Here is a 13951-nt window from a genome sequence, read left to right on the forward strand (position 1 = left end):
GGTGAACCGCAGACATGAAGACTCTCGTCTTGTTCCGACACGGTGAAACGGAGTGGAATGCTCAAGGACGCTATCAAGGCCAACAAGATACGCCCATGAACGATGCTGGACGAGATCAAGCCCGCGAAGCGGCACGGCGCTGGGGGCATACCGAATTTGATGCGGCACTGGTCTCCCCATTGGGGCGGGCCGTCGAGACCGCCCAGATCCTGTGGCGCGATCGTCAACTCGATGTTGTTGTTCATGAGGATCTGAAGGAAACTCACGGGGGCCAGTGGGAAGGCATGCTCTATACCGAAATCGCCGAACGTTGGCCCGATGAGCATGCCGCATTTCGCCTGCCGGATATTGATGCTGGCCCGGTCGGCGGGGAAACGCCACGCGAATCTGGAACCCGCACAGTGAACGCCGTGCTCGGTGCCCTAGAAACTGCCGATGTGCTCCTGGTGGTGTCTCATGGAAACTCCCTTCGAGCAGCCGCGCACCTGCTGACCGGTCACGACGATGAAGACTACGCCAGCGTGCCTCGTCTGAGTAATTGCCGTGCCCATGTTCTGCAATCATATTCAGGCAAAATTGGGACATTTACCCTGACGCAAACCAGTGTTTAAGGTCACGTATTGAATCTGCCATCTAGAATTTGTTTTCAAAACAAAGCTATGTATACTAGTTGATGTTGCCCAGCGAGGTAGCAGAGAAAAACTTGATACGGGGCTTTGGCGCAGTTGGTAGCGCGCTTCCGTGGCACGGAAGAGGTCAGGGGTTCGAATCCCCTAAGCTCCACAATTTAACCTGAGTCGCAACAGGGAGAACAAGAGCTCCAGAAAGTATTTTCTGGAGCTTTTGTCGTTCCTGGGATAGTGATGATCAGGTCTACCTCCGAAGATCAGACGGCCGATCTTCGGCATGTTCAGAGCCTCATACCGGGTGTATCATTGGGCCATGCAAGAGCGCTGGATACTGGCGATAGCGGCGATCAGCTTCGATATCGGAGCCCTCACCATATGGTCCGCCGCCCTGATGCCGCAGTTCTTCCCGATCTGGTCGGGTCGCGGCAACCAGCTCGAGATTGTCGCGCGGCATGCGAAGCTGTGGCGGGTGAACGCGGTCTTCTTCATTATCAGCGCCATCGCGGTGCTCTTCGGCTGTGCCCTGGTGTTCACTTCGGAAACAGGACCGCTAGCAATCCCAAGTCTGCTCGTTTTGGCCGTTGCGACTGCGCTGTGGGTGGCGAATAACGCGATGCGGATGAGCGCGGTCGTGGACGCCGCCACGGATCGGACGCCCACGAGCCACGGATGGTTCACGCTGGCTGAGTCATGGACCGCGGCCCTGTGGCAGATCGCGTCCGCACTCGTCCTGCTCGCCTTTGCCGGTCTCGGTGTGACAACGCTGACCTCTGCTGTGCTTGGGGCATGGATCGGATGGCTGATGATTGGCTCTGCTGTGTTCTCGCTCGGCATCCTCGTCCTGCTGCGTGATGTGCCACCTGTCGTTGCATAGCTGCCGGTACTGCCCCTTGCGATCGCGACCGGAATCGCCACGGTGCAGACATGAACGAACACTAGCCAATGTCGGTCGCGAGCAGATTTGGACGCTGTCGGAGTGAACGCTTCTTGACCACAAACAACCTCGTCGGAACACGAGAGTGTAGGCCCCACATCGACAGCGTTGCGACAGGTATGGGTGTACACGTAGAGGCGTTTCGGATGGCTGGCATAGGGCTTTAGCTTTGTTTGCAGATCTTAATTCGTTCATCGCCCTTGTCGCTCTGGACATAGCAGCTCGTGCGCTGCGAAGACGACTGCCACTCGATCGCGAAGTTGATCATCACCATGATTCATCAGTGGCCGCTCGTGTCGAATGCTCGAGTCAAATGAAATAAGCGCTGTCTTCAGATCGGGTCACCAATATTCGAGGTTGAAGTGACTTTGGAGTTCTATCTCATCCTGAGGATCGTTTCGAGCATTGTCTTGTCAGTGCACAGTGATTTCACTCGAGAAGACATGGCGGTGACGTCCTGACCTATGCATTCAATCTCGAGTTTTGCGCTCATGAAACGTGAGGCACAACACGAGCTACACGCGCAATAGGCATACGATATGCCGGTCTGTTGTTGATCGCTGAGACGCGGAGTAGATTTATTTTATCGAAGGTCTAGAACCAGGCGATTTCAGAGGTGATGGCGATGCGTTCGTTGGACACTGATTATCTTGTTATCGGTGCTGGCGCGATGGGAATGGCTTTTACAGACACCCTAATTGATCACGCCGATGTGCATGTCACGATCGTCGACCGTCGCTACGGGCCCGGCGGTCACTGGCAGGATACGTACCCTTTTGTGCAGCTTCACCAGGCATCGCAGTTCTACGGGGTTGCTTCGACCATGCTCGGTACCGGTGAGGTGCAAGAACACGGTCCTGAGGCGGGGCTGCATGAGCGGGCGCGACGCGCAGAGATCCTGAACTACTTTGACCAGATCCTGTATCGCCGTTTTGTTGATTCAGGACGCGTCACGTTTCTCGGAGCCAGTGAGTATCATACGGATGGCACCTATCATTACGTGACATCCCGAGTTTCGGACGAAACAGCCCAAGTCAACGTCCGGCGTCGCATCGTCGATGCTACCTACTTAGCACCCACCATCCCTGCCACGACACCGCCGCCGTTCGGAGCCGTTGACAGCACCCGAGTGGTTCCCATCAATGAGCTCGCGAGTTTGGATGAGGCGCCACGCAACTATGTGATGGTCGGATCAGGCAAGACCGCCACTGATGGGATCGTGTGGTTGTTAGGCCACGGTGTTCAGCCAGATCGGATCATGTGGGTGAGACCGCGCGAACCCTGGATGCTTAATCGTGCAGCCGTCCAGCCAGACCCGGCTGTGGCGTTCGGCCTAGCAGCTGACACCATGGAGGCGGCGGCCGCCGCTGAATCACTCGATGACATGTTCCTGCGCCTTGAAGCTGCCGGTGTGATGCTACGAATTGATGCTGACGTCATCCCCACGATGGCGAAAACACCAACCCTTGGTCGCTGGGAGCTCGATCTGCTCCGTCGCATCGAAAACGTGGTTCGTCTCGGACATATCAAGTATGTGACGGACCACCAGATCGTGCTCCAAGACGGAGTTGTTGACTTGCCCAGCAGCGCACTCGTGGTACACAGCGCCGCCTCCGGACACCGATACCCGCCCGTCGTTCCCATCTGGGGTGTGGATAAAATACGATGCCAAACGATCCGGGCTGGCTTCCCGTGTTTCTGCGCGGCGCTGGCGGGGTGCGTTGAAGCCACCCGCGACGACGATCGAGAACGCAACCGGCTGTGTCCACCCAACAGACTTTCCAATACTCCGGCCGAGTGGGCGCAAATGCAGGTCCGGGGAGTCCAGGCGACGCGTGAATTCAACGCTGAACCCGACATCGCCGCGTGGGCCAATAGCTGTGCACTCAACCCCGAGCGCATCGAACCATCCCAACGCGACGCACCTGCAGTCCACTCCGCCATGACTCGACTGGCAAACGCCGCCGAACTAGGACTCACTCGGATGGCCGAACTTGCCCACGACGCCTGACCATCGAGGACTGAATGTAATCCTTCGTAGATTCTGCCATTGCCCAGTTTACGGAAGCTGCAAGTAATTCTTTCCACGTTCAAGATCTAACCTTTGTAAGCTGCTGACCTGAAATTCGGAAGGCTCATACTATGAAGCATTGGAAACCCGTCTCTTACCCGTCGATGAGCCCGTATCTCATTTGCCACGACGCTGAAAAACTCATCTCTTTCCTTGAAGCAGCATTCGACGGAACGGTGCAACGACGATTCGACCGGCCTGACCGATCTGGCGACACAGAACGCTGGTCCATGCTCGTGACGCAGCACCGCGAGCAATGTGCCGATTCCGCACATGCCGAGCTCAAAAAGTTGCGACATGGCGAGCTGGAACAAGGAGGGTATGGCCACGACGAGCCAGAGCGTCAGCGCCCACCAGGTGAAACGCATAGGACCAGTATTGGGTTCCCGATTCGAAGTGGTCGCGGCAATAGCGAACCATACGGCAGCGAATGAGACCCAGAGAACAAGTCCGTCAGTCCACGTCTGCGGGGGTGAATGCAGGCGAGGCATCTGGGCGAAAAACCCCGATCGATCCGGAGGGTACTTCATCCCAAATATGCGCGCTCCAGTGCAGCTCAAGTGGTTCGGACACCACAAGCTGGGCATCATCGGGAAGGGTTTCGGCATCCCCGTCGACAGTATGTAGCATGGTCGGACCCCAGGAGTAATACAGCGTTGGAGCAGCAGCTTCCTCCACCTCGGGGCTTACCCAACGAATGACGACTAATCGTGTGCCATCCGATGCGCATATCGTTGCACGAAATGGTGCGGCAATGCTGTGTTTATGTCGAGCTCGTTCTACGCGTTCCACCATTCGAGTGATACCTTGCACCGGGTCGTCAGCCAGACCGTAGGTCAGTGCGAGGTAGAAGCACACTTCGGTGTCTGTGTTGCCCAGGATAAACGGATACAACGCCGGATGAACATCGAAGGTGAGTTCGCGTTTTAACTCGTGGAAATGCGGTATTTCGCCGTTATGTTGGAACATCCACCCGCCGTGCACGAACGGATGACAATTTTGTTCGGAGATCGTATGACCCGGTGCTGCCCGGACATGCGCTAGAAAGCAAGGCGCCTCCAGTTGTGCGGCGAGATGTCGAAGATTCAAGCTATCCCACGCTGGTCCGATCTGACGGTACTGCCCGAGGGTTCCGGCGCGCCCGGTCCAGGCTATGCCGTACCCATCACCGTTGGTCGGGAAAGCATTGTCCAAGAAGACAGACGCCAGCGGGTCGCCGGGCAAGAAAAGCTGGCGTGCATGAAGGCTCTGGTCGATGAGCGAGTGGTTCGGACGGACCAGTACATCCTCGAGAGCGATCGGTGAGCCGAGATATGCAAGCCAACGGCACATAATGGCCTCATTTCATTGCCAGCCCAGCGATTGTAGGTGTCTTGAGTGTACGACTTTCCCGTCTTCGTCGCACCACAGCGGCGTAGGGTCACGAAGCGCTCTTGAGAGTCTGATGGAGCTACAGAGATGCATGCGAGGGTGATACCGTGAATACTAATCAAGCTAGACGACGGTTGTGAGGAGCTGACGTGGCTCAACGATTCAAGGTCGGAGACCATGTGTCTTGGAACTCGGAAGCCGGGCGAGTTTCAGGCAGTATCACCAAGGTGCACACGCAAGATTTCGATTATAAAGGTCACACGCATCGTGCGTCAGAAGACGAGCCTCAATACGAGATTAAAAGCGATAAGACAGACCATATCGCCGCTCATAAGGGCACGGCATTGCGGAAAATTGACTAGTGACGCAGTTGTCGTTGGCCACTGCGGCTGCTGGTGATCCACTCATGGGCACAGTGCTCGCCGGTGCCTGGGGGTTACTGGCTGGTGGTGCGTTAGTCATAGGTGCAACGATCGCTTGGTTTGTCCAGGTGCCCGCCCGGGTGGTGGCCGCCGTGATGGCGTTTGGTGCCGGGGTGTTGATCTCTGCTTTGGCGTTTGATCTGGTCCAAGAGGCTGCAGACAGCGCCGGTGTGGCACCGGTGGTAAGTGGCTTCGCAGGCGGTGCAGTGACCTACATGCTCGCCAATAAGCTCCTCGATAGATTCGGGGCCCGACACCGCAAACGGTCCCAAAACCAGCAGCCCACAGAAAGTGACCAGTCGGGTAGTGGCCGGGCGATCGCCGTCGGCGCGCTCCTCGATGGGGTGCCCGAGTCTGTCGTGCTTGGCGCCAGTCTGCTCGGAGGCGGTGGAGTCAGCACCGCGGTGGTCGCGGCGGTGTTCATCTCCAATCTGCCCGAAGGGCTATCCAGCGCTGCCGGGATGAAACAAGCCGGACGCAGCGCCCGGTACGTCTTCGGGGTTTGGAGTAGCATCGCGGTCGCCAGTGCAATTGCCGCCGCGCTAGGCTATCTGTTGCTCGGTGACGCCTCGCAGAACTCGGTCGCGGTCATCACGGCCTTCGCCGCTGGTGCGATCCTGACCATGCTGGCCGACACCATGATCCCGGAAGCCTTCGAGCGCACCCATTCCTGGACAGGGCTGATCGCTGCAACCGGGTTTCTGTTGGCCTTTACCATCAGCCGACTCGGTGGGTGAGCGACGATGGAGCAGTGCGTGGGCGGTCCCACCTGTCGCCAAGGTTTCGAATGCCACGAACAGTGCACTGAGAAATGTCTATGGGAAAGCCGTGAAACAGAGCACGCCTGCCCTGTAGAGACTGAGCATCTCGGTGCGGCACATTGCCCGCCAGTAGGCTGTCTTCAAATACTGACAGTGTCAAGACAGGTCGCCATTGGGCAGCGTAGAATTTACGGTACAGCCTCCATGGCCACCCAACTCTGCTTGTGGTGACCGTGCTACGGAACCGGCCCACCAGCGATGAGGAGAGACATCATGCCTATACCGACGGGTCGGCTCGTCCCGACTGACCAGGGATATGACTTAACGCTCCAAAGAACGCTGCCCGTAGCAATCGAGCACGCCTGGGACTACATCACAGAATCCCAATTCACAGAAAGGTGGATCGGGCCCTGGGAAGGTGTAGGAGATGTGGGCGAAACCATCAAGCTCTACCTGGCTTTCGAAGAAGGGAAACCCGGATTTAAGGTAGAAATCCTCGAATGCCAAGCTCCTGAGCATGTTCGCGTAAAAACCTTGGACGACACCCTACCCTGGGACCTAGCAATCGAATTGACCCAACCAGAGGGACAAACCGAGCTGCAATTTACGATGCGCGACGCTGATCCCTCAACAATCGGTGAGATCGGGCCGGGCTGGGAATACTATCTCGACCAGCTCGTGGCCATCGTCGCCGGGGATCCAGCCCCAGACTTCGATGACTACTTTCCAGCCCAGCGCTCCTACTACGAAGACCAACGCCCATCATAATGCCTGTGGTGTTCTGATGGGTGTTGCGACAGTCTTCCGCCCGTTCGACAGTCAAGTGGGAGGATGCCCGCCGTGACATCCCAACACACCGGGCTGATAAACGTCGCGGCAGGAGTGAACCTATTGCGCACGGGCCGCTACAGGTTCACCTCGACTGTCTACCTCCTGAGCTCCGGCTCAAGAAATTCGCAGCGCACTTCCGCTGACCACCGTCGACGTCACGGCGAGTTTTCATGAACGGATCCTGCACCAGGGTATGGCCCATGTCACGCGGACTAAAGAGCATCTTCAGGCCGTTAGACTCGCACCATGATGGCAACCACTCACACCGCACATCACTCCACGTCAACCAAGACAACACCGACCCATTGGGGCCGCCGTCTGAGTTTAACCGCGACGCTTATTATCGGTGCGCTGGGACTCAACGCATGCGGTCCCAATGTACCCGACCCAACCGAGGCCGCCCAGCAATTCGCCGACCAACTGGCGACGGAGGATCTCATCGGCCTCACTGACCTGGCCCTCACGGCTGACTCGATGGACCCGGCTGCGCTCGCAGACGCTGTCGAAGAACTCGAGCGATTCTCGCTGACCGTTCACCTCGATTCGGCCGAGGTGGATGACTCCGATGGTGACGAGGTCACAGCAACCGCGAACTACACGGTGACCTGGGATCTCACCCCCGGGAACGACGAAACAGAAGAGCAACAAGGCGACGACGAGAAAACCTCGGAAACCTGGTCGTACCCAACGCAGGCACACCTGGTGTGGGATGACGAAACGCAAGCCTGGCAGCCGCACCTAACCGCCAGCACGCTGGTGCCCGGACTGGCCGATGGCGGGCGCGTGGACGTCGTCGTTGATCAAGCCCAGCGCGGCACGATACGCGATGGCGAAGACAATGCTCTGGCCATGGAGCGTCCGGTACAGCGTATCGGCATCGATAAATCCCACGTGGTCCAAGCGTTATCCCAGGGTGGCGCCGAGCCGACTGCAGCGGATATTGAAGAGACCTTGACCGAATCGGCCACCGACCTTGCCGAAGCGCTGGATCTCGACCCGGAAGCCTTCGTGGATCGCACCCTGGCGGCAGGCGAGCGCGCGTGGGTCGAATTCATCGTGCTGCGCGATGACGAGGACACTGACATCCCCATGGATGACATTGCGCAAATCCAGGGTGCCATGACCATGGAAGACACGGTGGTCCTGGGCCCGTCACGCACCTTTGCCCGATCACTGCTGGGCACGTATGGGGAACCCAACGCGGAACAAATCGAAGCCTCTGACGGGGAATTTACCGCGGGTGTCCCCACCGGGCTGACTGGACTGCAGCGCATGTACAACGAGCAGCTGGGCGGTACAGACGGGTTGAATATTTCCGTCGACAATGCAGAAGCCACCCACGAACCCGCATCCGGCGAAGAGGTATCCTTTCAACGCGACGTCGTTGACGGCCAGTCCATAACAACCACGCTGCATAGTGACGTCCAACAGCTGGCCGAAGAGATGATCGACGACGCCGAGGTACCCGCCGGACTGGTGGTGGTCCGTCCTTCCGATGGGCATATCCTGGCTGCCGCCGACGGTCCGGCCGAGACCAGTTGGCCGCTGGCTATCACGGGGACTTACCCGCCGGGATCGACCTTCAAAATCGTCACGGCGCTTGCGATGCTGCGTAACGGCATGACCCCGGAGACTACGGTCAGCTGCCCACAAACCATGACGATCGATGGTACGGAGATCTCGAACTTCGAAGGGTATCCGTTCGAGTACCTCGGAGAGATTACCCTGGCCGATGCGATCGCCCAATCTTGTAACACGAGTTTCGTGAGCCAGTGGGAAGAACTTGCCCCAGAAGACATCCATGATGCTGCGGTGGCGCTAGGCCTGGTGGAAGATCCCGTGACCGGTTATACCGGGGCATTTCTTGGCTCGGTGCCCACAGATGTCGAAGGAACCCAGCACGCCGCCGGACTCTTTGGTCAGGGCCTGGTGCAAGCCTCGCCCCTGGGCATGGCCACGGTTGCGGCCTCGGTTGCTGCCGGGCAAACCGTCCCCCCGGTGCTGGTGACAGATCCGCAGGTTGATCCGGCCCAAAACGAGAACCTCCCCGGCACCGCGCCGCTGACCGAAGACGAAGCCGCCACCCTGCAGGAACTCATGGCCGGGCCGGTGGAACACGGGACCGTCCCCATTCTGCAAGAGGTCCCCGGAGCCCCCGTGTATGCCAAGACCGGCACCGCAGAGTACATCGACGACGGCGAGGACCTAGCCCACACCTGGATCATGGCCACCCACGGCGATCTAGCAGTGTCGCTATTCTACACCGAGGGCTTTGCCGGCGCCCAGACGAACGGCCCGGTCCTCCAGGAATTTCTCACCGAACTCGAAGCCATCATCCCCTCGGCGGGCTAATAGTTAGTGCTCGCCAACGGCGCGTGCGTGGCGCAGCGCCGTTGCGGTCCCCAGCTTCCAGGGCTCACCGTGGCCAGGTAGCAGAGTTGTGGCCTGATGTGTCTCGAGTGTTTCCAGAGCTTGCATCGCCTCTGCGGTGTCCTGGGTCGCGGCAGAAGCAACGATTTGGGGTCCGGTTTTGCCGGTATAGGGGTCCAGTGTCACCAGCGCATCACCGGTGAGCATCACGTCACGGTGTGGCAGATATAGCATGCAGTGCCCACGAGTATGACCCGGAGTGTGCAGCGGAATCGGGGCGCCGGGCACCGGGAGACGTTCTAGGCCATCAAACGGTATCGTCCGCGAGACACCGCGTACTCGCAGCGCGCCAGCCACGGCCATACTGCCCATCACCGGCAGCGAGCGCGGGTGAAAGAACGGGTACAAGAACCGATTGGTCTGGGGTGTGTAGCGATACGGGTGCGCGGCCAAATCAGCATCTGCCCGATGGACGTAGACGTCGAGGTTCCATTCCCGTTGCGCCCGGGCTGCCAGTCCGACGTGATCGAAATGGCCGTGGGTTAGCACGAGTGCCCGGAGCTCATCGGGTCTTCGTCCAATGGATTCCAGTGCTTCGTGAAGCAATGACCACATTCGTGGCAGCCCTGCATCCACTATCGTGACGCCGTCGTCATCTTCAATGAGATAAAAATTGACGTGCGCACGAGTGGACGTGCGCACGAGTGGACGTGCGCACGAGTGATGGCGTGGATACCATCGGCAACATTTGACCGAATCATGACCCCTCCTATTGAGCCGAGCATAAAGATACGTCAAAGAGCCTCAAGTGTGGAGCTGGAATCGACCCTACCCTGCACCGACATTGAGCGACACCATTTGTGCGACGACTATTTCGCGGTGTTCAACGATCAGTGTTGAGAAGAAGGCAGGGTGCAACGCAGTGGATATGCACGCCGCGGTAGAAGGTAACACGGGGTGGGTGGGCTCTACCCCTGGACAACGCGACTCAGTAGCCTGGAGACACCGAGTCCCCACGGAAGGATGGTTATGACCGCGCACGAGCCCAGCACGCAGGAACAGGATGTCACCCATATCCTGACCGTAGACCATCAGGATATGTTGGATCTGATCGCAACCATCCAGCAGGCCACCACCGTTGAACAGCGTCGTGATGCCGCCGATACAGTGATAGCAGAAGTCATGCGGCACTCAGTCGCCGAAGAGATGCATGTTTATCCAGCCATGGAGAAATATCTGCCCAATGGTGCTGAAGAAGTTGAGCACGATAAGAAAGAGCACGACGAACTGGTCGAGGTCATGAAACGTTTAGAAGACGTTGACGCTGACTCTGAACAGTTCATGAGTTTGGTCCGGCAATTCGAAGAGAAATTACGGCACCATGCCAGTGACGAAGAAGACGACCAGTTCCCGGAACTCCGCAATCACATTCCGTTGGAAGAGCGCATCGAACTCGGGCGGAAAGTCGAACAGGCGAAATCGATGGCACCAACCCGGCCACATCCCAACGCTCCGCATTCGGAACTTTTTCACAAAACAGTCGGAGTAGGAGTGGGTATGGTGGATCGACTTCGAGACAAGCTTACGGGTCGCAATACACAGTGATGCACTGCGTGAGCGACGTTGGCTGGCTGATGAGGTCACTGCAATAGCTACCGAGCTGAGGACAAAATTACCATGATCCCGAAAAAGAATGCTCGCAAAACATGGCACGATCTGACACCAAAACAGCAAGCGTCCGTGCTGACATTAGCGTCGATTCAAGTCGTACTGGCAGCTACCGCTTGGACTGATCTTGCGCGCCGGCCGATGGACCAGGTGCGGGGCAGTAAAAGGAAATGGGCTGCCGTTATTGCGGTGAACTTTATTGGCCCGGTGCTCTACTTCGTCCGGGGCGTCCGCCGCTACATCACGCCCGCCGAGGATCAGTCACCTCGGTTTCGCAGTGCTCGATTCGTCTTGGCGGTGGCTGTAGCAGTCAGTGGATCTTCCGGCCATGGATGTTTGACATACCGACCCCGGTTCTCCGCCCGCACCTGCGGGTAAATGTTGGCCCAGAAGTTCGCCAGATCCCGGGTAATCGCTAACGGACGCCGAGCAGGAGACAACAGGTGCAATATCACCGGCACCTGCCCGTTCACCACTGTCGGGCTGCCCGTCCAACCGAAACATTCCTGCAGCTTGACCGCCAGCACTGGAGGCGCGACGTCGTCGTTCGTGTGTTCTTCCGGTGCTGGCCAATCCAGGCGTACCCGGGACCCCGAGGGCACCTGGAGTCGTTCCGGGACGAGCTCATCTAGTCGCGATGCTTCAGGCCAGGGGAGCAGCCGGCGTAATGCTGCTGTCAGATCGATGCGATCTCGATGCGTTCCGCCGGCAAGCTGCTCGATCTCTGGACCCAGCCAATCGTCGAGACAATTCGTTAGTGCTGCATCAGTTACATTAGGCCAGGGCGAACCGATGACCCGGTGTAGGAGCCCCATGCGACCACGCAAGGCTTCAAAATCGGCATATCGTTTAGGATTGGTTTCAACCTCGAAAAAGTCCAACACTCCGCGCTGTCGGATATCATCGGCGACGGCGACCTTGGTGTGCTCGGGAGTGGGCTTGATCGGGGTCGATGACAACTCGATGGCACCCAGGCGGTGCACTGAACGCGCCGAGACTTTGCCATCGATGAACTTCGCTTTGATTTGGTTCGTGACCAGTGTGCCGGCGGCAAGTTCTGCATGATCTTGATCCAGCTCGGCTGCACTACGGATGATCGCGCGGTCACCGTGCAGCGTCAGCTCGGCGATGGCCAACCACTGACAGCCTTGCAGGGATGAATCCCGCGGCAGTGACGCCGCAGTACCCGATGCCAGTAAATATTCGGATTCCTGCCCTGCGCCAGACCCGCGTCGACGCGCAATCTGTGAGGGATACGCCAGGGCAGTGATCATCCCGATGTGCAGGGGATCTTGCGAGAGCTTGGGGGAGTCTGCTGGCAGGACCCGGCGCAGCCGGGACACATCGCTCGTCCAGCGCTGGGGTCGTTCGGACCGGAGACGACGTAATAACGCAGCCAGGTCAGCTCCAGGGGCACGCTGGTCCGAGGCGAGGGCTGCCACGGTTTCTGCCGCCAGTTGCGCGCCAGCGAATTCGGCGCCGTCGTACAGTGCCCGTCCCAGTCGCGGGTCCACTGGTAGGTCGGCCAGTTTCCGCCCCAGGGCCGTGACCCGCAGCTGATCATCAAGTGCACCTAACTGCGTCAGCGTTTCGACCGCACTATGATAGGCGCGCTCCGGGAGGGGCTCAGGCAGAGCCATACCAGAACCATCGGCCGTACCCCAGCAGGCCAGATCCAAGACGGCTTGGGTGAGATCGGCTGTCCGAACTTCGGCGGGGCGATGCGCAGGACGGGCTGCGAACTCAGCATCTGACAGACAGCGCACAACGAGCCCGGGGGCTTGTCGAGCTGCACGGCCGCCACGCTGAATCATCGAAGACTTCGCAGCACCCACCGTCACAAGGCCGGCCACGCCGCGAATGGTATCGAGTCTGCTTTGTCGGTCGAACCCGGCATCCACCACGAGGCGAACACCGGGCACTGTCAGTGCGGATTCAGCCACGTTCGTCGCCAAAACAATTCTGCGGGGTTGTCGTGTGGTCGGTGGTTGCAATATGCGGTCTTGTTCAGTCGCCGAGGTTGAACCCAACAGTGGCAAAATTTCTAGGCTCTTGAGTTGTTGGGAGAGTCGATTGGCCACACGATCGATTTCTCGTGCACCGGGTAAAAAGACCAAAACGTCACCGTCGGGCTCGCGTTCTACAGTGGAGACGACCGTGTCGGCCACATGCGTGAGAAACGTATCGGTTACCCCGCGGGCATCCAGACCACGTTGATTACCCGGCAGCGGCGCCCACTGCTCACGTAGGGGATAGGTCGCAGCGTCGACGGCCAGGATCTTTGCAGACGCCTGGTCGTCTGCAGCCAATAGGTTGGCCCACATATCAGCATCAAGGGTGGCTGACATAACGACAATGTCGAGCGGATGATCACGCAACTGACCCAGCTGCTGGACCATGGCAAACGTCAGATCGGTGTCCAGGTGACGTTCGTGAACCTCATCCAACACGATGGCTGCAATTCCGGCGGCTTCCGGATCGCGAATAAGCCTCCGCAATAGCACCCCGGTGGTTACAAACTCGACCACCGTGTCTCTCGAGGTCTTCTGATCCCCGCGCACCGTATACCCAATCTCAGCACCGAGCCGAGTACCAGTCAGCGAGGCCAATCGCCGGGCTGCGGCACGAGCTGCCATCCGACGCGGCTGCGTCACCACGACTTTCCCGAAGCGCCCGTGAGCCGACAATCGATTGGCCACGGTGGGTGGCACGATCGTGGTTTTTCCGGTACCTGGAGGAGCTACCACCACGCTACGCAACGCATCGTCATCATCCAACAAGGCCTCGACGAGCTCCGCTGCGGGTAGCCCAGCGCCGACCGTATCGAGCGCAAACGGTAACGCCGCGGGAGGGGTGCGGCCGCCAGAAGTGTCATGTTTCATTGCTTCCACTCT

The 13951-nt window shown here is 58.7% G+C and carries 12 protein-coding genes and 1 tRNA gene; 10 read left to right on the plus strand and 3 right to left on the minus strand.

Translation table 11 applies throughout. The features are described 5' to 3' along the window. The first annotated feature begins 14 nt into the window (after positions 1–14). From FB556_RS05825 to FB556_RS05845, 5 genes are all read left to right on the plus strand, one after another. Positions 15–611 carry a histidine phosphatase family protein gene (locus FB556_RS05825; protein ID WP_141865728.1) on the plus strand — a complete coding sequence of 199 codons (597 nt, stop codon included), beginning with the start codon at positions 15–17 and terminating at the stop codon, positions 609–611. A 99-nt stretch (positions 612–710) separates the two neighbouring features. Next, a tRNA-Ala gene (locus tag FB556_RS05830) sits at positions 711–783 on the plus strand. Between the two features lie 159 nt (positions 784–942). Next, positions 943–1503, plus strand: a complete 561-nt coding sequence (locus FB556_RS05835; protein WP_141865730.1) for a hypothetical protein — start codon at positions 943–945, stop codon at positions 1501–1503. Positions 1504–2188: 685 nt separating this feature from the next. Next, entirely contained in the window at positions 2189–3574 is a 1386-nt protein-coding gene (locus FB556_RS05840; RefSeq protein WP_246057240.1) for an NAD(P)-binding protein, read from the plus strand. 131 nt (positions 3575–3705) lie between these two features. After that, positions 3706–4068 (plus strand): VOC family protein, encoded by a 363-nt coding sequence (locus tag FB556_RS05845; RefSeq protein WP_141865734.1) that lies wholly within the window; start codon positions 3706–3708, stop codon positions 4066–4068. 19 nt (positions 4069–4087) lie between these two features. Here FB556_RS05845 and FB556_RS05850 read toward each other — a convergent pair whose 3' ends face one another. Continuing rightward, entirely contained in the window at positions 4088–4966 is an 879-nt protein-coding gene (locus FB556_RS05850; RefSeq protein WP_141865736.1) for a class II glutamine amidotransferase, read from the minus strand. A gap of 188 nt (positions 4967–5154) precedes the next feature. Here FB556_RS05850 and FB556_RS05855 point away from each other — a divergent pair, with 188 nt between their 5' ends. From FB556_RS05855 to FB556_RS05870, 4 genes are all read left to right on the plus strand, one after another. Then, positions 5155–5367 carry a hypervirulence associated TUDOR domain-containing protein gene (locus FB556_RS05855; RefSeq protein WP_141865737.1) on the plus strand — a complete coding sequence of 71 codons (213 nt, stop codon included), beginning with the start codon at positions 5155–5157 and terminating at the stop codon, positions 5365–5367. A gap of 44 nt (positions 5368–5411) precedes the next feature. Continuing rightward, positions 5412–6164, plus strand: coding sequence for a ZIP family metal transporter (locus FB556_RS05860; protein ID WP_141866514.1), 753 nt, complete (start codon positions 5412–5414; stop codon positions 6162–6164). 297 nt (positions 6165–6461) lie between these two features. Then, positions 6462–6956, plus strand: a complete 495-nt coding sequence (locus FB556_RS05865) for an SRPBCC domain-containing protein (RefSeq protein ID WP_170200389.1) — start codon at positions 6462–6464, stop codon at positions 6954–6956. 309 nt (positions 6957–7265) lie between these two features. Beyond that, on the plus strand, positions 7266–9371 hold the full coding sequence (locus FB556_RS05870) for a penicillin-binding transpeptidase domain-containing protein (protein ID WP_141865741.1): 2106 nt from the start codon (positions 7266–7268) through the stop codon (positions 9369–9371). 3 nt (positions 9372–9374) lie between these two features. Here FB556_RS05870 and FB556_RS05875 read toward each other — a convergent pair whose 3' ends face one another. Then, positions 9375–10091, minus strand: coding sequence for an MBL fold metallo-hydrolase (locus FB556_RS05875; RefSeq protein ID WP_141865743.1), 717 nt, complete (start codon positions 10089–10091; stop codon positions 9375–9377). Positions 10092–10418: 327 nt separating this feature from the next. Between FB556_RS05875 and FB556_RS05880 the strand changes: the two genes are divergently transcribed. Further along, positions 10419–10994 (plus strand): hemerythrin domain-containing protein, encoded by a 576-nt coding sequence (locus FB556_RS05880; RefSeq protein WP_170200390.1) that lies wholly within the window; start codon positions 10419–10421, stop codon positions 10992–10994. Between the two features lie 320 nt (positions 10995–11314). On the opposite strand, the gene hrpB is transcribed toward FB556_RS05880, so the two are convergent. Further along, entirely contained in the window at positions 11315–13939 is a 2625-nt protein-coding gene (gene hrpB / locus FB556_RS05890) for an ATP-dependent helicase HrpB (RefSeq protein ID WP_141865747.1), read from the minus strand. Positions 13940–13951: the final 12 nt, after the last annotated feature.

Origin of the sequence: Enteractinococcus coprophilus (genome assembly GCF_006716305.1) — a bacterium.
In the GTDB taxonomy this organism is placed as follows: Bacteria; Actinomycetota; Actinomycetes; order Actinomycetales; family Micrococcaceae; genus Yaniella; species Yaniella coprophila.

What these genes read in the sequence shown, in the direction of transcription:
- FB556_RS05825 (WP_141865728.1), top strand. Translation starts at nt 15, where the DNA reads ATGAAGACTCTCGTCTTGTTCCGACACGGTGAAACGGAGTGGAATGCT.
- FB556_RS05835 (WP_141865730.1), top strand. Translation starts at nt 943, where the DNA reads ATGCAAGAGCGCTGGATACTGGCGATAGCGGCGATCAGCTTCGATATC.
- FB556_RS05840 (WP_246057240.1), top strand. Translation starts at nt 2,189, where the DNA reads ATGCGTTCGTTGGACACTGATTATCTTGTTATCGGTGCTGGCGCGATG.
- FB556_RS05845 (WP_141865734.1), top strand. Translation starts at nt 3,706, where the DNA reads ATGAAGCATTGGAAACCCGTCTCTTACCCGTCGATGAGCCCGTATCTC.
- FB556_RS05850 (WP_141865736.1), bottom strand. Translation starts at nt 4,966, where the DNA reads ATGTGCCGTTGGCTTGCATATCTCGGCTCACCGATCGCTCTCGAGGAT.
- FB556_RS05860 (WP_141866514.1), top strand. Translation starts at nt 5,412, where the DNA reads ATGGGCACAGTGCTCGCCGGTGCCTGGGGGTTACTGGCTGGTGGTGCG.
- FB556_RS05865 (WP_170200389.1), top strand. Translation starts at nt 6,462, where the DNA reads ATGCCTATACCGACGGGTCGGCTCGTCCCGACTGACCAGGGATATGAC.
- FB556_RS05870 (WP_141865741.1), top strand. Translation starts at nt 7,266, where the DNA reads ATGATGGCAACCACTCACACCGCACATCACTCCACGTCAACCAAGACA.
- FB556_RS05880 (WP_170200390.1), top strand. Translation starts at nt 10,419, where the DNA reads ATGACCGCGCACGAGCCCAGCACGCAGGAACAGGATGTCACCCATATC.
- hrpB (WP_141865747.1), bottom strand. Translation starts at nt 13,939, where the DNA reads ATGAAACATGACACTTCTGGCGGCCGCACCCCTCCCGCGGCGTTACCG.